The organism is Brevibacillus sp. SIMBA_040 (genome assembly GCF_046535075.1).
GTDB lineage: Bacteria > Bacillota > Bacilli > Brevibacillales > Brevibacillaceae > Brevibacillus.
The window spans coordinates 141,244-162,219 of the sequence record NZ_JAWRXI010000004.1 but is presented as its reverse complement, the minus strand read 5'-3'; the positions used below and the strand labels follow the sequence as shown (position 1 = coordinate 162,219).

Here is a 20,976-nt window from a genome sequence, read left to right as displayed (position 1 = left end):
TATCTATAACCATTCCTTCACAAAGAAAAAGGGGGTCACATGACATGAAGTTGCAAAAAGGATGGAGGCTTCTCAGCACAGCTGCATTGGTAGCTGTACTGGCAGTGACTGGCTGTAGCCAACAGGCAGCGCCAGCACAGCCAGGAGGCACGGGAGGAGCTACAGGACAAGCACCACAGACAGATAGTGGACAAGCGGACATGACCGCGATGCTCAAGCTCAATTTGAAGACAGAGCCACCTTCTCTTGATCCGCCAAAGGGCTTCGACAGTACATCCAATGAAGTACTGAATGCGACGATGGAAGGCTTGGCGCGTCTCGACAAGGATCACAAGCCACAGCCTGCCATGGCAGAGAAGTGGACAGTAAGTGAAGACGGCAAGACGTATATCTTTACCCTGCGTGATAGCAAATGGTCAAATGGAGACCCGGTTACCGCCCAGGATTTCGAATTTGCCTTCAAGCGTATTCTCGATCCGAACAATGCATTCCCATCGGCTTTCCTCGCTTACTACATCGCTGGAGCGGAGGAGTTTAACAACGGAAAAGGAAATGCAGATGGAGTCAAGGTAAAAGCAGTAGACGACAAGACGCTGGAAGTACAGCTCAAGGCGCCAGCAGGTTATTTCCTGCATATTCTCACGCAGGCAACCTTTTTCCCTGTGAACAAAAAGGTAGCAGAGAGCAATCCGAAGTGGTCTGAGAACGCTTCCACTCTCGTGACAAACGGTCCTTTCAAAATGGAAGATTGGGTACATGATCAGTCTGTAAAGGTCGTGAAAAACGACGGGTATTGGGACAAGGATTCTGTGAAATATGCGGGAATTGATTGGGTCATGGTAAACGATGAAAATACGCAGTACCAAATGTATAAAACCGGCCAGCTCGACATGGTACAAACAGTTCCGAATGACATGAAAAAGAAGCTGATTGATTCGGGAGAGGCAAAGGTAGAATCCGAAGCATCCATCTATTACTACCGTATGAATACCAAGATGCCTCCTTTCACCAACGTCAACATCCGCAAAGCATTTGCGCTGGCAATCGATCGCCAAACTCTGATCGACAATGTGGTACAGGGTAAGCAGGCTCCAGCACTCGCCCACGTACCGTTCGGCTTCCCTGAGCCGACTGGCGGTGATTTCCGCGAAAAAGGCGGAGATTTCATCAAGGATAACGACATTGAACAAGCAAAAGCGCTTTTGAAAAAGGGAATGGAAGAGGAAGGCTGGACGACATTGCCGCCAGTAACCATGACCTACAATACAAGTGATGCTCACAAATCGGTTGCACAGGTTCTGCAAGAGATGTACAAGAAAAACCTCGGTGTCGATGTAAAGCTGGAGAACAAGGAATGGAAAGTATTCTTGTCCGATCAGCGCGCACGTAATTTGCAGTTCTCCCGTTCGACCATTCCAGCCGATTACGGCGACCCGGTCAACTATTTGGAGCTGTTCGTGACTGATCATCCAGGTAACCGGATCAATTACAGCAACAAAGAGTACGACGCACTGGTTGAAAAAATTCGCAACACCGTTGATGAGACAGAACGCTTCCAGCTGATGCATGATGCAGAGAAAATTTTCATGGATGACATGCCGCTCGTACCGATCTATTTCAATACGAAAGTATTCATGGATCAAGAGAATGTAAAAGGCATTATCCGCCACCCAGTAGGAACGCTCGACTACAAGTGGGTAGAGATCGGTAAAAAATAGTAAGATAGACGAAGACAAGAGCTACGTTTCTTTACAGCTCTTGTCTTCACTTTACATCCTGGAGCGAGTGAAATGGAGAAAAAAACAGTCACCTTTGTTGCAAAGATGGATGAGTTTTTGCAAAACGTTGTAAGTCAATGCCATGAGCTGGGCGTTTCTGAAGATATCCACATTGAGGCTATTCGGGTCGACCAGTTGCCGCTTCGGTCGATTAGCCCGGGAGCATTGGTGGTTATTTCGACCAATAGCATCATGCCACTTGTAGAGCCGTACGTACCACAGGGCTCGAAAATAATTGTGGCGATACGGATGCTGCCGTACAACAATTTGCGCGGCGTTCTGGAGATACCAAAGGGAGTCAAGGTGCTGCTCGTCAGCGACACAGAAGAAACGGCCTTTGAAAATGCTGAGCTGCTGCGTGCATCGGGAATGGACTTTGACATCTACCCGTACTATCCGGGTGCGGATTATCCGCCAGATATCGAAATCGCTGTAACTCCGGGCGAGCCTGAGCATGTTCCTGCGCACATACGCAAGGTAGTGGATATCGGTTCGCGCAGCATTGATTTGTCTACGTGGCTGGCAATCTACGCTCATTTTAACAGCGGCAATTTTCAACGAGTGACAGCTCGTGCCATGCAATCGCTCGTGTATATCACCAAGCAATTAAGTCACGAAATCCAGCATGCTCGCCTGCTTGGCCAGTATTTGGAGTCCATCGTCAATCGGATCGAGGATGCGGTCATCGCCTTTGATGAAAAAGAACTGATTCGATTCGTCAATCAAAAAGCGATCGACACTCTCAATCTCGGAGGAAGCCAAGTCGTGGGTGAGGCAGCGGTGAACTGCTTGCCGCAGGATTTCTACGAATGTATTTCGCAATGTGAAGAAAACGAGGATATTTTGGTAGATTGGGCGAACAAAACCTACTTTTTCCGCAAAATGCATATTGTCATGGAAGGCAGTTTTCTCGGGAGTTTGCTGTTGTTTCGCAAGGCGCAAGAGATTGAAAAGCTGGAGCATGATTATCGCATGCGTCTCTACAGCAAAGGATTGGTAGCCAAATACCAGTTTGAAGATATTTACGGGGAAAGCCCTTCCTTTCAAAAAGTAATCCAGATCGCCCGGAAAATTGCCCGTAGCAACTCTACGGTACTCCTTTTGGGTGAGACAGGGACGGGAAAGGAATTGCTCGCCCAGGCTATCCACAATGCCTCGCCGCGCAGACGAGAGCCATTCGTCGGTGTCAACTTTGCAGCGATCTCCGAGACGCTTTTGGAGAGTGAGCTGTTCGGCTATGAGGAGGGTGCTTTTACAGGAGCGAGAAAGGGCGGACACATGGGCTGGTTCGAGCTCGCTCACAAGGGCACGATCTTTCTCGACGAGATCGGAGACGCCAGCGGAGCGATTCAAAATCGTCTGCTTCGCGTACTACAGGAGCGCCAGATCATGCGAGTTGGGGGCAATAAGGTCATTCCGACTGATATACGCGTCATCGCAGCGACGAATCAGGATTTGCCGCGCATGATTCGCGAAGGCTCCTTTCGTGCTGATCTTTACTATCGGTTGAACATTTTGCCAATCCATCTGCCGCCACTGCGCAATCGTCGTGAGGACATCGGCTGGCTGGTTCAGCAATTTGTGAAAAAGTACTCGTTTGATTTGCGGCGGGCTCCCTTTACGTTGTCGGGTGAAGCGCTAAAGGCGATGGAGCAGTATGAGTGGCCAGGAAATATCCGCGAGCTGGAGAATGTCGTGGAATATTTGGCACACGTGGTCGAGGATGAAGCGTATGTGTACCAGCTGCCATTTCTCCGCGAGGTACTGGATTCACCTTTGCCTGCGGATTCTCTCTCAGACGAATGCGCTGCGATCTGTGAAGAATTCGAGAAGCGAGGGTTTCTGGAGGAAATGGTATCGATCCTCCGCAATCTGAAGCGAGGTGGGACGGGCAGATACGTGCTACAGGAGCAGTTGCAGGAGACGGGCCTTACGATGTCATCACAGCAGCTACGCTATCGGTTAAAGCTGTTGCAGCAGGAAGAGCTGATTCACGTCGGGAAAGGAAGACAAGGGAGTCAGATTTCATCCAAGGGAGAGGCGTTTCTTTCCTATTTTCAGATGAGGAAAATGGAGGCGAACTGACATGAAGGAGTACTGGGAGCAGCAAGTGTTATTGCAAAAAGAAGCTTATGTTGCTGATCTGAAAGCGTTTCTTGCGATCAACAGCATCGAAGACATGTCGACGGCAACGAAAGGGAAGCCTTTCGGCGAAGGGGTCGCACAGGCGCTGGAAGCGATGCTCGCACGCGGCGAAAATGACGGCTTTCAGACGAAAAATCTGGAGGGCTATGCAGGAACGATCGCGTACGGGGATGGAGAGGAGGAAGTCGGCGTCCTCGTGCATGTGGACGTCGTGACGGTGGGAGAAGGCTGGATTACCCCTCCATTTGAACCGAGCATACGTGATGGCAAAATTTATGCGCGTGGAGCCATCGACGACAAAGGTCCGGCACTTGCCGCCTATTATGCGCTGAAAATGGTAAAGGACTCGGGGCTGCCATTACAGAAGCGTGTTCGCTTTATCATCGGAACGGACGAGGAAAGCGGCTGGCTGTGCATGAAATATTTTGCCGAGCACGATCAGGTTCCGAGAATCGGCTTCTCTCCCGACTCTTCTTTTCCAATGACACATGCGGAAAAGGGTCAAATCAATCCGACATTGACAATCCCGCATCATGTACCTGCGGGGAAAGCCAATGGCTGGAGCTTGGTATCGTTCGTCTCAGGTGACCAGGGAAATAGTGTTCCGGACAAAGCGGTTGCCGTTATTAACTTCGATCATGAGGCAAAGGATGAAGCAGCCCTCCAGGAGATTGTCGGGCAGTGGAGGGAGTTTCTTCGCATGCATCACGCGACTGGCGAACTGGAGCAAACAGAAGCCGGGCAGCTGCAATTTTCGATAGCAGGCAAGCCTGCACACGGGATGGAGCCATTCCGAGGTGTGAATGCCGGAACACTACTCGCATCGTTTTTGAAAACGCTCTCGTTTGAAGCTTCTGAGTTTTCGTTTCTTTCGCTTCTCTCGGACATTTTGCATGAGGATCATTATGGCGAGCAGATGCACATGGCCTGCGAGGATGAGGTATCAGGCAAGCTGACCGTCAATGCAGGGATATTACGCTATAACCAAAGCGAGGGAGGCAGTGTCCGCCTGAATATCCGCTACCCAGCAACAATTTCCTGTCAGGAATACGTAGAAAAGTTGGAGCGGCGTGTGGACGAGCTAGGCTGGACAATCTCCAATCTGCGAACCTCCGAATCGCATTACGTACCAAAGGATCATCCCGTCATACAAACATTGTCTCGCGTCTATGAGGAGCATACTGGGCTACCTGCTCATCTGTTGTCCTCCGGGGGAGCTACCTACGCGAAAATCATGAGTGCTGGTGTTGCTTACGGACCGCTTTTCCCAGGAAAAGAATCCACCGCTCATTTGGCGAATGAGTACGCCGAAATCGATGATCTGCTGAAGGCGATGGCCATTTACGCCCATGCTATCTACGAGCTGGCGAAATAAAACGAGGAGGACTTCGATGTCAAACTATCTGGTAAAACGCGTTTTGATGATGATCGTCACGCTCTGGATCATTGTGACGCTGACGTTTTCCTTGATGCATGCGATCCCGGGCAATCCGTTTGCCTCTGAATCGGATCAGCTTCCAGAGCAAATTCTCAACAATCTGCGGGCGAAATACAATCTGGATCAGCCTCTGCCCGTGCAGTACGTGCTTTATTTGAAAAATTTGCTTATGTTTGATTTGGGTCCGTCTATTAAATCCGACTCGCGCGGGGTCAATGATATGATCTCCGATGGCTTTGGCGCTTCTGCCTGGCTTGGGGCTCAAGCGATTAGTGTAGCTCTCGTATTCGGCATCCTGTTTGGGATTATTGCTGCACTCAACCGCAATAAGTGGCTCGATTATGTGGCGATGGCACTGGCTGTTATGGGTGTTGCGATACCGAGCTTCATCATGGCGCCTCTTCTGATCAACTATCTTGCAATTAAAGTTACGATATTTCCAGTTGCAACATGGGGGACGTGGATGCATACCGTTTTGCCGTCTCTTGCCCTGGCATTCGGTCCTGTCGCGGTCATCACGCGATACATGCGTGCCAGCATGATTGAAGTCATGAATCAGAACTACATTCGTACAGCGGAGGCAAAAGGCATACCGATGTGGATCATTGTCATTCGCCATGGTATTCGCAATGCGATTTTGCCAGTCGTTACGTTTTTGGGACCATTGATTGCTTCTTTGATTACAGGAACATTTGTCGTGGAGAAAATCTTTGCGATTCCAGGGATCGGGAAGTACTTCGTAGATGGTATTTTCAACCGTGACTATCCGGTGATTTTGGGGACGACGATCTTTTACAGCGCGATTTTGATTGTCACGATCTTTTTGATCGATATCGCGTACACCCTGATTGACCCGCGGATCAAGCTGACCAATAAGGAGAGATAACCATTGGCAATGGAACAAAGAATAGAACCGTTATTTCGCCCTTTGACCAAAAACACGCAGGCCAATGTCATCTCACGGCCGAGTCTTAGCAATGCGCAGCAAGTGATTCGCAAGCTGATCAAAAACAAATTGGCAATGCTAGGACTGGTTATCATCGTATTGCTGGTGGGCATGGCGATTATTGGACCGAGCATGGTTCCTTACAGCTATTCGGATCAGAGCTTGTTGACAAAAAACCAGGAAATTTCCTCGGAGCATTGGTTTGGTACCGACGAGCTGGGACGCGACATGTTTGCCCGTACATGGTATGGAGCGAGGATTTCACTCACGATTGGTGTCGTAGCAGCGTTGATTGACCTTGCCATCGGGGTTACGGTTGGAGGTATTGCTGGCTACATGGCAGGGCGTGGAAAGCGCGGTGATCGCATCGATACGATTATCATGCGTGTCATTGAGGTGCTGTATGGGCTTCCGTACCTTTTGGTTGTCATTTTGCTGATGGTAGTCATGGAGCCAGGAATGCTTACGATTATTATCGCTTTGTCTGCGACTGGCTGGACCGGGATGGCGCGTCTGGTACGCGGTCAAATTTTGCAGCTGAAGAACCAGGAATTTATTTTGGCAGCTCAAGTACTGGGAGCCAAATTTACACGGATTTTATTGAAGCATTTGATTCCGAATACAATTGGTGTCATTATCGTGAATCTGACCTTTACGATTCCCTCTGCGATCTTTGCCGAGTCGTTCCTGAGCTTTTTGGGGCTTGGTGTACAAGCACCTGTAGCGAGCTGGGGAACGATGACAAACGATGGCCTTGGTGTTATTTTGACTGGCGATTGGTGGCGCCTGTTTTTCCCTGCCTTAATGATTTCATTGACGATGTTTGCCTTTAACGTATTTGGTGACGGCTTGCAGGACGCACTGGACCCGCGGTTGCGTGACTAGGGTCGTTTAATAGAGTGCCCACTGGGCGACCAGCAAAGGCGACTAGAGACGGGGGGAGTAATAACGATGAAGCAGCATTTGCTAGAAATCGAGAATTTAAAAGTGAACTTCAAGACGTACGGTGGGGAAGTCCAGGCTGTGCGCGGTGTTTCCTTTCATGTAGACAAAGGTGAAACGGTCGCGATTGTTGGCGAGAGCGGCTGTGGAAAAAGTGTAACAGCACAAGCAATTATGGGGCTGATCCCGAATCCTCCAGGTAAAATAGTGGGGGGCAAGGTGAATTTCGAAGGGAAAGAGATCACACATTTGCCGAAGAAGGAACTGCTTGGTATTCGGGGGACGCAGATCGGGATGGTCTTTCAAGACCCGATGACAGCACTGAATCCGACGATGAAGGTAGGAACCCAGATTGTAGAAGGCTTCGTTCGCAGTCAAAAGGTGACGAAGGAAGAAGCGCGAAAACGGGCAATTGAAATGCTCAGACTGGTCGGCATTCCTGACCCGGAAAAACGGATCGATCAATATCCACACCAATTCAGCGGAGGAATGCGTCAGCGTGTTGTCATCGCCATCGCACTCGCTTGTCAGCCAAAGCTGGTTATTGCAGATGAACCGACGACTGCACTCGACGTAACCATCCAGGCGCAAATTCTTGACCTGTTGAAGCGACTTCAGGAAGAGCAGGAGCTATCTGTTGTCATCATTACCCATGACCTGGGAGTGGTTGCGGAGGTTGCTCACCGCATGGTTGTCATGTATGCGGGAATAGTCGTAGAGACGGGAACTGTCGAAGAGGTGTTTGCCAATCCTCGCCATCCGTACACATGGGGACTGATGCGTTCACTGCCACGTCTGGATGAGGGTGAAAAGCAACGCTTGATACCGATTGAAGGAAGTCCGCCAGACTTATTCCAACCGCCAAAGGGCTGCCCATTTGCTGCGCGGTGTGATTTTGCTATGGAAATTTGCGATCAACAGATGCCGGTAACGAGTGAGTTTGCGAAGGGACATCAGGCAGCATGCTGGCTGCACGACCCGCGGGCGCCACGCATCGAAGAACTGGTTGCAGCAGGGAGGCAAGGAGTATGACGCAGGCACTTGTGGAAGTACGTAACTTGAAAAAGTACTTTTCGATTGGACAAGAGTTTGACCTCAAAGCCGTAGATGGTGTTTCCTTTACGATCAACAAGGGGGAAACGCTTGGTCTGGTAGGGGAGAGCGGCTGCGGAAAGTCCACACTGGGACGTACGATCATCAGACTCTATGAAAATACAGACGGAGAGGTCTTGTTTAAAGGAAAGAATGTGCACAAGCTGAGTGGAAAGGAAGCAGGTCAGTTTAATCGCGATGTGCAGATGATTTTTCAAGACCCACAGGCGAGTCTGAATCCGCGCATGACGGTGGAGGATATCATTGCAGAAGGACTAGATATTCACGGTCTCAACCGGGGAATGCGCCGGGAGCGTGTGGCAGAGCTGTTGCAGCTGGTAGGATTGCATCGTGATCACGCGCAGCGTTTCCCACATGAATTTAGTGGAGGTCAGAGACAGCGGATCGGGATTGCGAGAGCGCTGGCGGTAGAGCCGGAGTTTATTATTGCAGACGAGCCGATCTCCGCACTGGACGTCTCGATTCAAGCACAGGTCGTGAATTTGCTGGAAGACCTGCAGCAAGATCGCGGTCTGACCTATTTGTTCATCGCGCATGATTTGTCCATGGTTAAGCACATATCAAACCGGATTGGTGTCATGTACTTGGGCAAGCTGGTAGAACTGGCAACGAGTAACGAACTGTACGCTCGCCCGCTTCATCCGTATACGCAGGCCCTGCTCTCTTCCGTGCCAGTACCAGACCCGACTGTCAAGCGGGAGCGAATCGTTCTCCAGGGTGATTTGCCAAGTCCGGCGAACAAGCCGAGTGGCTGTGGCTTTCGCACTCGTTGCCCGCTGGCGACAGCACGCTGTGCAGAGGAAGAGCCTGTATGGCAAGAGGCCGAGGCTGGGCACTGGGTTGCTTGTCATATCATTTGAGGAATTTGACCCTGTGAGCATGATAAAAAGACGTTCCGATGCAGGAACGTCTTTTTTGCGTACAGCGTGGAAAAACGAGCCAACTTATTTCGTTTCTGCCCACGCTTCATAAATTTTGTCCGTATACGCACTGATCGCAGAATCGTACATCGGATATGTATACCCCAGGTCTTTTGCAACCGCTTTGGAATATTTTCGAAATAGCTCATAGCTGGTAAACAATGACTCCCACATGCTTTGATAGCTATTTCCGGAGTAGGTGGACAGCAGCACCTCCCAATCTTTCTTTGGAAGATAGCGATCTATAAATTTGTAGTTCTTTCCGACACTAAAGGAATAGCCGTGCTCCGAACCGATTTGCCAAGCCATCATGCGCAGCAAATTGGGCCTGGCGACCTCGTGTAGATGGTCAATCGCAAACAGGATCTCTTTTCTCGCTAATCCTTTGACGACATAAGTCCCGACATTCCAAAATTCATTGCAGCAATCATCAAATTCTCGTGCCGTCGGTTTTTTGATCCAATACTTGCGGTCGCTCGCAATCACTTCCCCTTTGATGCGACTATCTTTATCCAGCAAAACTTCTACTAAACCGTCACTACTGGCAAAATATTCGTCTACCTCGTCACAGGGAATGAGCGTCAGATCCAATTTGTTGCCATCTTCCAAAAAAATGATATAGGAAAACCAGTTGCCTAGTTCTGGCGGAAAAAGCTCCATGTCTTCGGGTTTTTGCATCATGATCCGTTTCCCGAATTGGTCAAGCCAGTGATCATTTTCCCTGAAAGAATCCATATCCGTTACGAAAAAAGAAACGTCATAATCTTGAAATTGGTCTGAGGGAATGTTTTTGTTTGTCCGAGATCCTTCCAGTGTGACCAGGCGGATTCGACCATCCTTCACAGCAAAATCTACAAATAGGCTCATCATTTCATGCTCTATTCTCAACGCGAGGAATCCTCCTTCTCTTTAAGTGTGTAAGTCTCGCAATATGCTTAAACATAGTAGAAGCAGGTAAGAATGAGAGAGAACAAAATCAGACAGGCACCTATCGTCAAAAGTAGATACGTTCCAAACCGTGCGATTGTTTCCTTTTTTTGTTCAAAGGCATGATCATTTGATTGAAACAAATCATTCTCAATCATGCGGGGCTTGCGGAAGAACATGCTTTTCAGCTGTTTGAAGCCTCGCAAGAAGACGACAAAGAAACCGGATCGAACGACAAGGGCAAGGCATCCGATCATCAAAAAGAACAGGCCGAATAAAAAGCTTTGATTAATGATGGATAACAAAAGAGTGGGTTGCAAAGTTATTCCGAGTAGAAGGCTGCTTATAACTGCCAATGCGAGTAGGAGGGTTATCCATTTTTTCACTTACAAAACACGTCCTTTTGAAAATTTGTAGCGATGCGCTCGGCCTCTCGCATAAAAGCGAGCAATGCAGGTGAGGCATTCGCCAGAGTAGGTACAGCTAATCCAATGTGACGGGTCACGGGTGGGGAGAGCTCCATGACTGTTACCTGGGGCAAGGAGGCTGGCAAGGTGAGGGCAGGTATGACTGAGACTCCGACTCCGGCTTCTACCATAGCAAGGATCGTAGCGTTGTCTGCTACCTCATATGCCGTTTGGGGCTCTAAGCCATTCTTTTTAAACTCGCTGCCGATCAATCGTTCACAGCCCGCCATTGGCATGATGAAGGGTTCATCTGCTAGCTGCTTCAATGTCACAGCGGACTTGGTAGCGAGAGGGTGGTGAGCTGGCAATACTGCTTGCAGGTTGTCACAAATCAGCATGGTTCCTTCCAATCCTGCTTCGGGCCAAGTATGAAAACCAACATCGACCACACCGGTCAGCAGCCATTGCTTGATTTCCTGGTAGGAGCCTTCGAACAGCCGTGTCTCCATCTGTGGATAAAGCTTTTGGATGGATTGCAGCAAAGCTGGCAAAAAGCTTTTTGTTACGCTGGGAAATGAGCCGATGCGGATTGTGGCTTGGTGAATGCCTGTAGCTTGGGCTGCGATTCTCTTGATGGCAGAGGTTTGTTCTAAAATGATTCGTGCACTCGCGTCTACCTGTGCACCTGCTGCGGTCAGCTTGACTCCACTGCGACTGCGGGTGAACAGGCTGATGCCCAGCTCCTTTTCCAGCGCATGGATGGTATGACTGACTCCTGATTGGCTCAAGCCGATTTTTTCACCTGCACGGGTGAAGCTGCCACTATCACTGACTGCGACGAGTACCTCCATTTGAAACAAAGTCATTCGACTTCTTCCTTCCATGAAGTTTTATTCATGCTAGATATGCGAAACCTTCAGTTTACTTGGAATCTTCTTGTATTTATGATGAAAGCAAGAACGATTCCATCGGTTCATGAAGGAGAGAAAACGATGAAAGCTGTGAAGGTATACCATGTAGACGCATTTACTAGGAAACCGTTTGCCGGAAATCCAGCAGGTGTCATACCGGATGCAAGTACTTTGACTTTACCGCAAATGCAGCAGATTGCCAATGAGCTGAACCTGCCTGAATCAGCATTTTTGCTGCCGTCTTCGCATCCAGAGGCAGATTATCGCATCCGCTATTTCTCGCCGACCGTCGAGATCCATTTTTGTGGGCATGCAACAGTAGCCTCAACATGGGTGTTAGCAACCGAGTTTGATTGGCTGGAAAAAGGAAAGCGCATCGTATTCGAAACCAATGTGGGATTGATTCCGGTCGAGCTCGAAGCACAGGATGGTCAATTGCAACGGGTAACGATGACACAGATCACTCCCTCCGTCAAGGAAATAGCTTTGGACCCTGCAGCAGTTGCAAGGATGGTAGGGATAGGCACAGATGATATCGATGATCGCTATCCGATGAAGCTGGCATCTACGGGAGGACTGCATCTGCTTGTCCCGGTGCAAACAAAAGAGGCCATTAATCAAGCGGTACCATCACTGGCTGAGCTGGCTGCGATGAACCAGGAGCATGGCATTACGACCACGCATTTGTTCTCCTGGGATGCTCCTGACGGCTACAATCTGTATACCCGTGACTTTGCACCTGCTATCGGGATTCCAGAAGATCCGGTAACAGGCGCTGCAAACGGGGCGCTAGCCGGGTATCTGGCCTTGGAGAATTTGCTCCCTGCAGGTGAGGAGCATCACCTCGTAGTCGGCCAAGGACACGCGATTAATCGACCAGGCACGCTTTATATTACAATCGATACATCAGCCCAAGAGCCGGTTATTCGTGTTGCCGGTGAGGCGCATATAACGATTGCAGGAGAATTACGATTGCCGTTGGAATAAAGCAGCGAGCCAGTCCCCCCTTGAGACCCAAACAAGCAGGTCTGGGGGGATTATTTCTTTTTTTGCCGTTTTACGAAATCAGGACGCGATTCTCATGGAAAAATGTCCGTATTTTTACGTTATAATAGGGGGCAGGAACAAGCAGAGAGAGGGATTTTTAGGTGGAACATCTTAGTGGTTCACATGACTCAGCACTCGTAGTATTATCGTATATCGTTGCAGTTGTGTCCTCCTATACCGTTCTTGATTTGGTTGGGAGAATCAGCACGCTCACAGGGGAAAAGCGATGGTTATGGATTTCATTTGGCGCGGTTGCCATGGGAATGGGGATATGGTCGATGCATTTTGTCGGCATGCTAGCCTTTTCCTTGCCAGTTCCAGTTGCATACGATCTGGTCATTATATTTCTCTCAGTGGTCGTTGCCATTATCGCATCCTTTATTGCTTTGCATATTGTTTGCCGTCAGCAGGTTACTTCGCGTCAGCTGCTAGGTAGTGGACTGTTACTTGCTGCTGGAATTGCCTCTATGCATTATATCGGGATGTCTGCGATGCTGATTAAAATCACGTACGATCCACTTTATTTTTCACTTTCGATCGTAAATGCAATCGTTGCCTCTCTGGCTGCACTATGGTTGGCTATTTCCTTTCGCAGGGGGGAAAAGCAAGGGGCTGTCTGGAGAAAGCTCGCCAGCGGACTCGTCATGGGTGCTGCGATTACAGGCATGCATTACACTGGGATGATGGCAGCGCATTTTTCGCTTGAGGACAGAACTGCGCTTTCCTCAGGAAAACTATTGGACCAGGAGTGGCTCGCTTATTTTATAGCAGCAGGTACCTTGATGACGTTAGGGTTATCGCTGATTGGTATCGTCATCTCCAAGCGTTTGTCCACGAAAGATTCAGAGATCGAAGCAAAGACGAATGAGATTTATCTTATGAATCAGGAATTGCGTGAGCTGAACGAGAATTTGGAGCAGCTGGTCAAGGAACGGACAGCCCAGCTAGAAAAAGCTCATGATGACGCGATACAGGCGAATCAGGTCAAAAGCCAGTTTTTAGCGAATATGAGCCATGAACTGCGTACCCCTTTGAATGCCATTATCGGGTATAGCGAGATGCTGATGGAGGACGCTGAAGATTTGGGAGAGCCTGTCTTTGTAGAAGACTTGGGGAAAATCAATAAAGCAGGGAAGCATCTGCTCTCGCTCATCAATGACATATTGGATATTTCCAAGATTGAAGCGGGGAAAATGGATGTCTTCTATGAAAGCTGCGACTTGGCCGTTTTGATTAGCGAGGTGCAAAACACAATCGCGCCACTGATCGAACGAAATCAAAACCAGTTAATTGTGTCAAAAGTTGAAGGTCAGCTCCGTACAGATGTCATGAAGCTGCGCCAAATTTTGATGAACCTGCTCAGTAACGCCAGCAAATTTACGACAGCGGGCACGATCCGTTTTGATATTTTTCCGCAGGCACGTGACAGTAAATCGGGCTATTGCTTTCGGATTCAAGATTCAGGTATCGGTATGACGCCCGAGCAGATGGACAAGCTATTTCAGCCTTTCATGCAAGCAGATTCGTCAACCACACGAAAATACGGTGGAACAGGTCTGGGGCTTGCGATCAGCAAGCACTTTTGTATCTTGGTGGGCGGTGTGATCGAGGTCGAGAGCGAGCTCGGCACTGGCAGTACTTTTACATGCTGGTTACCCAATCAGTAACACAGATCCACCCCCCCTCACCGGAAAACGGGATAATGGAGGGGTGCTTACATCTTCACCAAAATAATCAATGCGGCTCCCAGCGCAGCTTGCGAGCCTGCGTGTATCGTTCCATGACATACGGCCAGTTTACAATATTCCACCAGCCCTCTACATATTTGTCGCGCTGGTTTTGGTACAACAGAAAATAAGCATGTTCCCATACGTCGAGAACAAGGAGCGGTACGACGTCCCATTGTGAAAGGTTTTGATGCTTTTCAGCAGTGAGAATTTCCAGGTGCTGCGCTCGTGGGGACCAAACTAGGATTGCCCAGCCAGGTCCTTCCACTTTTTCGGCGGCTTGGCTAAATTGCTTTTGAAAAGCGTCGTAGTTACCAAAGTAACGATTAATCGCTTCTGCCAGCTCTCCGGACGGCTCTCCGCCGCCATTTGGACTCATCGAAGGCCAGAAAATGGTGTGCAAGTAATGACCGGCTCCGTTAAAAGCCAGCTCACGCGCCCAGTGGCGAATCAAATCAAAATTGCCGCTGTTTCGGGCTTCGGCCAGCTTGCGTTCAGCTGTATTGAGGTCATCTACGTACTTTTGATGCAGCTTGTCATGGTGAATGTGCATGGTTGCTTCATCAATGTAAGGTTCCAGGGCATTGTAAGCGTAGGGCAAGGGTGGAAGTGTATGTCGACCGACTCCGACAGGCCTGGCGACGCGCACGGGCTCACGAGCAGAAGGATAGGCGATCGGTGTGGGTATGGCGATTATTGCATCGGGTATGACCTCAGGAATAGGTTCTGGTTCCTGAATGCTGGGGACACTTTGAGCAGGCTGGGCCTCGGAGGCAGTGGTTGTCTCCTCGGGAGGCTCTTCCTCCTGCAGCTGGGCCAACCGTAAGAAGTGATGAAATTGTTTTTGCACCTCTTCTGCTTTAAAGAGAAGGGCAGGGAGTTCTTCTTCATTTTTATTTGCATCAAGTAAGGAAGCCTTTCTCCCGATTTGGGTGAACGTCTCCTCGAATTTATGCAAATGCCGTTCCAGCTCTCGGCCCAGCGGTTTGCTTTTTCTCAGATGTTCAATCCATTGGCGGCCCCACTGGCTCCAATCCAGTAAATGTTTTGTTTGCTCATCCAATTTAGGTCCCTCCTTCTTGTGGGCTATTCTCCTCTACAATCTATGGCAGGAGCCCAGAGAAGGTGCGGCATTCGCGGAGTACAAGAAATTTAGGCTCCGCATATGGTAGTAGCACAAATGCCATAGTGGTATGCTGTACTATATTCATTACAACAGGGGAGACACATTTGCATGAGTAGAGAATACGCGATAGCCGTAATTGATTCAGGAGTGGGAGGATTAACCGTAGCCAAGGAAGTCATGCGTCAGTTGCCCGAGGAACGGATCTTATATGTAGGAGATAACGCACGTTGTCCGTACGGCTCCAAGTCACCAGAGGAGATTCGCGCGTTCAGCTTTCAAATGATTGACTTTGTTCGGCAAACACCACTAAAAGCATTGGTCATTGCCTGTAATACAGCAACAGCTGTCGTCTTGGAAGAAGCGATGGCTTATTTACCGTTACCCGTGATCGGAGTAATTGAACCGGGCGCGCGTGCAGCTGTCCAAGCAACCAAAAGCGGACGAATCGGAGTCATCGGTACCGAAACAACGATTCGTACAAAAGCATATGAGCGTGCCTTGCTGCGTGCTCAGCCAGATTTGTTTGTGTCAGGCTTGGCCTGCCCCGATTTTGTGCCGCTTGTCGAAAATCATCAGGCCAGCTCAAATAAAGCGCTGGAAGTAGTAAAAGAGACGCTTGCGCCGCTGATCCGTGAAGAACTGGATACGCTGATTTTGGGCTGTACACATTACCCTCTACTGGCACCGATTATCCAGGAGGTCATGGGAGATCAGGTGCGCTTGATCAATTCCGCAGAGGAAACAGCCCGCGAGCTGTCAAGTCAAATTATTACGGAGGCGCAGAGCCGCAATAGCGTTCAGCCAGAGCATCTGTTCATCACGAGCGGTGACAGAAATCGCTTCCGTTCCATTGCAGAAGAGTGGCTGGATTGTCACGTCGAGGTACAGCACCACTCTCTGGAAAAATCGGTCGAGGCATAACTTTCAGATAGCAGCCGTCAGACAAACTTTCAACGCATAAACCCAAGCCCTGCTCGTATACATGGTAGTACAAAGTGTCTGGAGGAGGCTGGGGATATGAAGAAAAGACACATAGGCAAAATGACGGCTGTGCTGGGGGTCAGCGCCATGCTGTTGTCGGGCTGCGGTCTCTTTGGCCCGGAAAAAGAAACAATCAGTATTGATGCACCGCCGCAATCGGAGGTAGTCGCAGGTGTCGAAAATGGAACTCCGACTGCTGGTACAGCAACGGAAGGAACAGAAGGGACGGAGCCTGCAGTCCAAGCGACCTCAGAACATACTGTGTATCTCTTGGATGCGAATGGATATGTGGTACCCGTTTCGTTGGTTCTCCCTAAAGTGGAAGGCCCTGCCAAGCAAGTATTAAGCTACATGGTGAAAGGTGGGCCAGTAGAGGGAATGCTCCAAGGCGGATTCTCTGCCGTATTGCCACAGGGCACTGAAGTCAAAGGCTTACTCATTAAAAACGGAGTTGCGACAGTCGACTTTTCCAAGGAATTCAAAACCTATGACGAAAAGGACGAAAAGCGGATTCTCGACGCAGTTACCCGAGCAATGACAGAGTTTAGTACGGTAAAAAGCGTGCAAATCTGGGTGAATGGAACCCCGTTGACCGAGATGCCAGCAGCGAATACACCGATTACTCAGCTTGATCGCAATCAAGGGGTCAATCTGGAGCTGGCAGATGGCGCTACCCCTGGAAACACCTCAGCGGTTACGGTTTATTTCCAGGGACAGCTGGATGATGCACGCACCTACTATGTGCCAGTCACTCGTCTGGTTCCCGAAACCGCTGATGTAGCCAAGGCGACGGTGGAGGAGTTGATCAAGGGTCCAAAACAAGGCTCCCAACTGTTCAGCTCGCTGCTCCGTACTACCCGTGTGCTGGATGTCAAACAGGAAAAAGAATTGATTACCGTCAATCTGAGTAGTGATATCCTCAAATACGATGACGGAAAAGAAGCAAGTCCGGAAGCCTTGCAATCTCTCGTTCTTTCACTGACGGAAAGCACCGGGGCCAAAAAGGTACAGCTCCTGGTTGAGGGAAAACCACTTGCCAACACTGACTTTACGAAGCCTGTCAGTCGCCCAATCCAACTCAATTCGATGCAGTTCTAATCCACAAATGTTTCTGTGCCACGCCCGTCCACTCGGGCGTGGTTTTTTGCTTGATTCGCTTTTCCCATCTTCCAGATGGAGCGGCCGACCACGATCGAGAATACCGTAACAAAACATCCTGCGATAAAGCCTACCAAGCGAGGATCAGCTATGGTCAGTACCCAACCTCCGACCAGCATTGATAAGCCGATGAGTACGTTTGAGAGAGTCATCTCCAGTGCAAACACTCTCCCGTGATACTGCGGTCTGATATGACGCATCAACAGTGTGTTCAGGCTGGCATTTCCCATTCCGCCTGCAATCGTAGACAGCGCGTAAAAAAGGGCGGTGACGTAAATCGTCGGGGAGAAGCTGGTCAACAAAAATGCAAATCCTTCAACTGCAAGGCCGACTGAAGCAACCTCATACGGGTAGCGTTGGAGCCGTCCTGCAATCATTCCGCCAACAATAAAGCCAAGTCCGATCGCCCCGTACAGCAGCCCGATTCCCATTTTTCCTGCATCAAAAACTTGATAGGCATATACACTGATCAGCACATTGATAATTCCGCCGCCGATTGACCATAGAGTCGTAAGCAGCAAAACCGAATATACGATGGGAGTCTTTTGAATGAAATGAAGCACATCCTTGTAAGTGGTGGCTTGCTCGGATGCTGTTTGGTTTTGTACATCCTCCTGAATCTGACTCTTTGGGACGTTCAGTCTGACTAATAGGATTGCTGAAGCCAAAAACGACAGGGAGTTATAAAGAAAGGCGATATCGCTCCCCCACAAGGCGATAAACACACCACCGACAAGCGAGCCGATGGCCATGACGATCCCAAATACGCTTTGATCAAGTGCGTTAGCGGAAGCCAATTCATTTCGGGAAACGATTTGTGGGAGGATGGAGAGTCGGGACGGATTATACATCGCGGAAAAGGCAACGAGTAAAAATGTACCCGTGTACACAATCCATAAATCAGCTTCCTTGGAAACGAACAGAAAAGAAAGCGCAATGACAGCACGGGCCAAATCACAAGCAATGAGTACGCCTTTACGGTTGAAGCGATCGGCTAACCAGCCACCGAATGGGCCGAAAATGAGATGTGGCAAGGTTCGAAGTGCCAGTGTGATGCCGATGGCCATGGCGCTTCCGGTAATTTCGAGCAGTAGACTAAGTACAGCTACACTGTTGAACCAATCGCCAATACCGCTTAACAAATTTGCAGAGAGCAGCCTTCGTACATTCGGTTTTTGCAGGACGGAGTACAGTTTCACATGAATTCATCACCTTTTTATTAGTAATTTATCTAATTAGATATTATTCAAATTAAAATCGAGTGGCAAGCGTTTTTTGTGCGAAGGGGAATTGACGATGGTAAAGTCATGCGAATATTTGCAATTGATGTAAATAGAGGATCGGTGTTTGGGCAGTGGCAGATCGTTTCCTGCCTCTGGTATAATGAGCGGAGTGTATCAAAGTGATTTAGGAGGAACTTGGAATGAGAGTGGATGGCCGTGCCCATGACCAGTTGCGCCCCGTTACTATTACGCGCAACTACATTAAACACGCAGAAGGATCGTGCCTAATCGAAGTAGGAGATACCAAGGTGATTTGTACGGCGACTCTGGAAGATCGGGTTCCACCTTTTATGCGTGGTGGCGGGAAGGGCTGGATCACAGCCGAGTATTCCATGCTTCCCAGAGCAACAGCGACACGTAACGCCCGGGAGTCGTCCAAAGGAAAAGTTGGAGGACGTACCATGGAGATTCAGCGTCTGATCGGACGCGCACTTCGATCGGTCGTTCATTTAGAAGCGATGGGAGAGCGTACGATTTGGCTGGATTGTGACGTCATACAGGCAGATGGCGGAACGCGTACTGCTTCGATTACAGGAGCGTATGTAGCGATGGTGGATGCGATGCAAAAGCTGGTGGACAGCGGTACGTGGAAGCAATTGCCCTTGAACGATTTTCTTGCAGCTACTTCAGTCGGTGTCGTCGGTGAAGAAACCGTGCTTGACCTGAATTATAAGGAAGACTCGAGCGCGACTGTTGATATGAACGTTGTCATGACAGGCAAAGGAAAATTTGTTGAGCTGCAAGGAACTGGTGAAGATGCACCGTTTTCTCCCGAACAGCTTCAGGAAATGATCGCCCTTGCCAAAAGCGGTATCGATAATCTCATCCAAAGTCAAAAACAGGCCCTCGCAGGTGTGTCGCTTTCCTTTGCAGAAAACGTAGCGGAGCAAAGCCATGTCTGAGCGCAGAAGGGTCGTACTGGCCACACTCAACCAGGGTAAAGTAAAAGAGTTTAATCGTCTGTTTGCTGATCTCGGATGGGAAGGAATCAGTCTGGCCGAGTTTGAGGGCGTGCCAGAAGTGATAGAGGACGGCGAAACCTTTGAAGCCAACGCATTGAAAAAGGCGTTAGAGATTTCTACATACTTAAATCTACCTGCGCTTGGTGATGACTCCGGGCTGGAGGTAGACGCACTGGACGGTCGACCAGGGGTCTACTCCGCCAGATATGCTGGTGAGGATGCTACGGATGAAAAAAACTGGCACAAGCTGCTGGATGAGCTGGATGGTGTGCCGATGGAGAGGCGTACAGCGCGTTTCCGCTGTACGATTGCGCTCGTGGTGCCTGGCTCTGAGCCTGTAATAACGACAGGCTCATGTGAGGGCTTGATTGCAAAAGAGCCAAAAGGAACAAATGGCTTTGGATACGATCCTGTCTTCTACATTCCAGAAATGGATAAGATGATGGCGCAGCTCTTGCCTGAGGAAAAGAATCAGATCAGTCACAGAGCACGTGCGATGAATCATTTGCTAGAAGCACTCAAATAGGTTGGAGCAGGAACCCTTTAGAGTGAAGAGGAGGACACAAAAGCCTCCAAGGTGAGAGAGAACAGGGGAGTGAGTCGCGATGGGGATTCTCGTAATGAGTGACAGTCATGGACTGGTACGCGAGGTCAGACAGGTGACAGATAGGCATACAGTGGAGAAAATTTTGCACTGTGGAGACTTTTGTGTAGATCACGAGCGCGAGCCGTTTTCGGGTATGACTCTCGTTCGCGGAAACTGCGACACAACCAAGGCAGTGCCTACAGAGCAGCAAACCCATTGGCGTGACCTGAACATTCTCCAGACTCACGGACATTTGTATGGCGTCAAAAGCTCTCTCTTGCGTCTACATTACAGGGCGGAGGAGACAGGGGCCAATGTGGTTGTATTTGGTCATTCTCATGTCCCCGCCTGTGGTGTGGAGAGGGGAATCTTGTTTCTCAATCCGGGCAGCCTGCAAATGCCCCGCGGCTTCGATGTTCCGACGTACGCTATTTTGGAGGAGTCAGGGGTCACACCAAAGGCTGTGAATGTGACGGTTTCTTTCTATGATCATATGGGCAATCCGGTGCGGGATCTGGGCGGGAATTACTCGCTTCGGCGCTGATTCGGCGGCTTCTTGTAAAGTGAAAGATTTGTGCT

The 20,976-nt window shown here is 49.5% G+C and carries 19 protein-coding genes; 14 read left to right on the top strand and 5 right to left on the bottom strand.

Going from position 1 to position 20,976, the window contains the following annotated elements:
• The first annotated feature begins 44 nt into the window (after nt 1-44).
• From SB752_RS08685 to SB752_RS08655, 7 genes are all read left to right on the top strand, one after another.
• A complete protein-coding gene (locus SB752_RS08685) occupies nt 45-1,718 on the top strand; it encodes a peptide ABC transporter substrate-binding protein (protein ID WP_410715274.1) in 1,674 nt (557 codons plus the stop codon).
• Nucleotides 1,719-1,790: 72 nt separating this feature from the next.
• The gene (locus tag SB752_RS08680; RefSeq protein WP_410715273.1) at nt 1,791-3,863 is read left to right on the top strand and encodes a sigma-54 interaction domain-containing protein; all 2,073 of its coding nucleotides are present in this window, start codon (nt 1,791-1,793) and stop codon (nt 3,861-3,863) included.
• 1 nt (nt 3,864) lies between these two features.
• Nucleotides 3,865-5,298 (top strand): dipeptidase PepV, encoded by a 1,434-nt coding sequence (pepV, locus tag SB752_RS08675; protein ID WP_410715272.1) that lies wholly within the window; start codon nt 3,865-3,867, stop codon nt 5,296-5,298.
• A gap of 16 nt (nt 5,299-5,314) precedes the next feature.
• On the top strand, nt 5,315-6,247 hold the full coding sequence (locus SB752_RS08670) for an ABC transporter permease (RefSeq protein WP_410715271.1): 933 nt from the start codon (nt 5,315-5,317) through the stop codon (nt 6,245-6,247).
• A 9-nt stretch (nt 6,248-6,256) separates the two neighbouring features.
• Nucleotides 6,257-7,192, top strand: a complete 936-nt coding sequence (locus tag SB752_RS08665; RefSeq protein WP_410715455.1) for an ABC transporter permease — start codon at nt 6,257-6,259, stop codon at nt 7,190-7,192.
• A 66-nt stretch (nt 7,193-7,258) separates the two neighbouring features.
• Nucleotides 7,259-8,281: an ABC transporter ATP-binding protein gene (locus SB752_RS08660; protein ID WP_410715270.1), complete on the top strand. Its 1,023-nt coding sequence runs from the start codon at nt 7,259-7,261 to the stop codon at nt 8,279-8,281.
• Nucleotides 8,278-9,222 carry an ABC transporter ATP-binding protein gene (locus SB752_RS08655; RefSeq protein ID WP_410715269.1) on the top strand — a complete coding sequence of 315 codons (945 nt, stop codon included), beginning with the start codon at nt 8,278-8,280 and terminating at the stop codon, nt 9,220-9,222. The genes SB752_RS08660 and SB752_RS08655 overlap by 4 nt, the downstream gene beginning before the upstream one ends.
• An 84-nt stretch (nt 9,223-9,306) precedes the next feature.
• Here the strand turns inward: SB752_RS08655 and ant(6) are convergent, their stop codons facing one another.
• The 3 genes from ant(6) to SB752_RS08640 are packed head-to-tail and all read right to left on the bottom strand — an operon-like array spanning nt 9,307 to nt 11,482.
• Nucleotides 9,307-10,170, bottom strand: a complete 864-nt coding sequence (gene ant(6) / locus SB752_RS08650) for an aminoglycoside 6-adenylyltransferase (RefSeq protein WP_410715268.1) — start codon at nt 10,168-10,170, stop codon at nt 9,307-9,309.
• A gap of 47 nt (nt 10,171-10,217) precedes the next feature.
• Complete coding sequence (locus tag SB752_RS08645) at nt 10,218-10,595, bottom strand: DUF3899 domain-containing protein (RefSeq protein WP_410715267.1); 378 nt, start codon at nt 10,593-10,595, stop codon at nt 10,218-10,220.
• The gene (locus tag SB752_RS08640; RefSeq protein ID WP_410715266.1) at nt 10,592-11,482 is read right to left on the bottom strand and encodes a LysR family transcriptional regulator; all 891 of its coding nucleotides are present in this window, start codon (nt 11,480-11,482) and stop codon (nt 10,592-10,594) included. The genes SB752_RS08645 and SB752_RS08640 overlap by 4 nt, the downstream gene beginning before the upstream one ends.
• A gap of 126 nt (nt 11,483-11,608) precedes the next feature.
• Between SB752_RS08640 and SB752_RS08635 the strand changes: the two genes are divergently transcribed.
• The gene (locus SB752_RS08635; protein WP_410715265.1) at nt 11,609-12,514 is read left to right on the top strand and encodes a PhzF family phenazine biosynthesis protein; all 906 of its coding nucleotides are present in this window, start codon (nt 11,609-11,611) and stop codon (nt 12,512-12,514) included.
• 161 nt (nt 12,515-12,675) lie between these two features.
• Nucleotides 12,676-14,241 (top strand): MHYT domain-containing protein, encoded by a 1,566-nt coding sequence (locus SB752_RS08630; protein ID WP_410715264.1) that lies wholly within the window; start codon nt 12,676-12,678, stop codon nt 14,239-14,241.
• Nucleotides 14,242-14,308: 67 nt separating this feature from the next.
• On the opposite strand, the gene SB752_RS08625 is transcribed toward SB752_RS08630, so the two are convergent.
• Nucleotides 14,309-15,364: a superoxide dismutase gene (locus tag SB752_RS08625; protein ID WP_410715263.1), complete on the bottom strand. Its 1,056-nt coding sequence runs from the start codon at nt 15,362-15,364 to the stop codon at nt 14,309-14,311.
• A gap of 171 nt (nt 15,365-15,535) precedes the next feature.
• Here SB752_RS08625 and racE point away from each other — a divergent pair, with 171 nt between their 5' ends.
• Nucleotides 15,536-16,348 carry a glutamate racemase gene (gene racE / locus SB752_RS08620; protein WP_410715262.1) on the top strand — a complete coding sequence of 271 codons (813 nt, stop codon included), beginning with the start codon at nt 15,536-15,538 and terminating at the stop codon, nt 16,346-16,348.
• Between the two features lie 96 nt (nt 16,349-16,444).
• Nucleotides 16,445-17,506, top strand: coding sequence for a GerMN domain-containing protein (locus SB752_RS08615; protein WP_410715261.1), 1,062 nt, complete (start codon nt 16,445-16,447; stop codon nt 17,504-17,506).
• Here the strand turns inward: SB752_RS08615 and SB752_RS08610 are convergent.
• Complete coding sequence (locus SB752_RS08610) at nt 17,503-18,765, bottom strand: MFS transporter (protein WP_410715260.1); 1,263 nt, start codon at nt 18,763-18,765, stop codon at nt 17,503-17,505. The genes SB752_RS08615 and SB752_RS08610 overlap by 4 nt on opposite strands.
• A 224-nt stretch (nt 18,766-18,989) precedes the next feature.
• Between SB752_RS08610 and rph the strand changes: the two genes are divergently transcribed.
• From rph to SB752_RS08595, 3 genes are all read left to right on the top strand, one after another.
• Nucleotides 18,990-19,751 (top strand): ribonuclease PH, encoded by a 762-nt coding sequence (gene rph, locus SB752_RS08605; RefSeq protein WP_410715259.1) that lies wholly within the window; start codon nt 18,990-18,992, stop codon nt 19,749-19,751.
• Nucleotides 19,744-20,337, top strand: a complete 594-nt coding sequence (locus SB752_RS08600) for an XTP/dITP diphosphatase (protein WP_410715258.1) — start codon at nt 19,744-19,746, stop codon at nt 20,335-20,337. Before rph ends, SB752_RS08600 begins: the two co-directional genes overlap by 8 nt.
• A 79-nt stretch (nt 20,338-20,416) precedes the next feature.
• Nucleotides 20,417-20,941, top strand: coding sequence for a metallophosphoesterase family protein (locus SB752_RS08595; RefSeq protein ID WP_410715257.1), 525 nt, complete (start codon nt 20,417-20,419; stop codon nt 20,939-20,941).
• The last annotated feature ends 35 nt before the right edge of the window (nt 20,942-20,976 follow it).

What these genes read in the sequence shown, in the direction of transcription:
- SB752_RS08680 (WP_410715273.1), top strand. Translation starts at nt 1,791, where the DNA reads ATGGAGAAAAAAACAGTCACCTTTGTTGCAAAGATGGATGAGTTTTTG.
- SB752_RS08600 (WP_410715258.1), top strand. Translation starts at nt 19,744, where the DNA reads ATGTCTGAGCGCAGAAGGGTCGTACTGGCCACACTCAACCAGGGTAAA.
- SB752_RS08615 (WP_410715261.1), top strand. Translation starts at nt 16,445, where the DNA reads ATGAAGAAAAGACACATAGGCAAAATGACGGCTGTGCTGGGGGTCAGC.
- SB752_RS08635 (WP_410715265.1), top strand. Translation starts at nt 11,609, where the DNA reads ATGAAAGCTGTGAAGGTATACCATGTAGACGCATTTACTAGGAAACCG.
- rph (WP_410715259.1), top strand. Translation starts at nt 18,990, where the DNA reads ATGAGAGTGGATGGCCGTGCCCATGACCAGTTGCGCCCCGTTACTATT.
- SB752_RS08640 (WP_410715266.1), bottom strand. Translation starts at nt 11,482, where the DNA reads ATGACTTTGTTTCAAATGGAGGTACTCGTCGCAGTCAGTGATAGTGGC.
- SB752_RS08595 (WP_410715257.1), top strand. Translation starts at nt 20,417, where the DNA reads ATGGGGATTCTCGTAATGAGTGACAGTCATGGACTGGTACGCGAGGTC.
- pepV (WP_410715272.1), top strand. Translation starts at nt 3,865, where the DNA reads ATGAAGGAGTACTGGGAGCAGCAAGTGTTATTGCAAAAAGAAGCTTAT.
- racE (WP_410715262.1), top strand. Translation starts at nt 15,536, where the DNA reads ATGAGTAGAGAATACGCGATAGCCGTAATTGATTCAGGAGTGGGAGGA.
- SB752_RS08660 (WP_410715270.1), top strand. Translation starts at nt 7,259, where the DNA reads ATGAAGCAGCATTTGCTAGAAATCGAGAATTTAAAAGTGAACTTCAAG.
- SB752_RS08655 (WP_410715269.1), top strand. Translation starts at nt 8,278, where the DNA reads ATGACGCAGGCACTTGTGGAAGTACGTAACTTGAAAAAGTACTTTTCG.
- SB752_RS08665 (WP_410715455.1), top strand. Translation starts at nt 6,257, where the DNA reads ATGGAACAAAGAATAGAACCGTTATTTCGCCCTTTGACCAAAAACACG.
- SB752_RS08685 (WP_410715274.1), top strand. Translation starts at nt 45, where the DNA reads ATGAAGTTGCAAAAAGGATGGAGGCTTCTCAGCACAGCTGCATTGGTA.
- SB752_RS08670 (WP_410715271.1), top strand. Translation starts at nt 5,315, where the DNA reads ATGTCAAACTATCTGGTAAAACGCGTTTTGATGATGATCGTCACGCTC.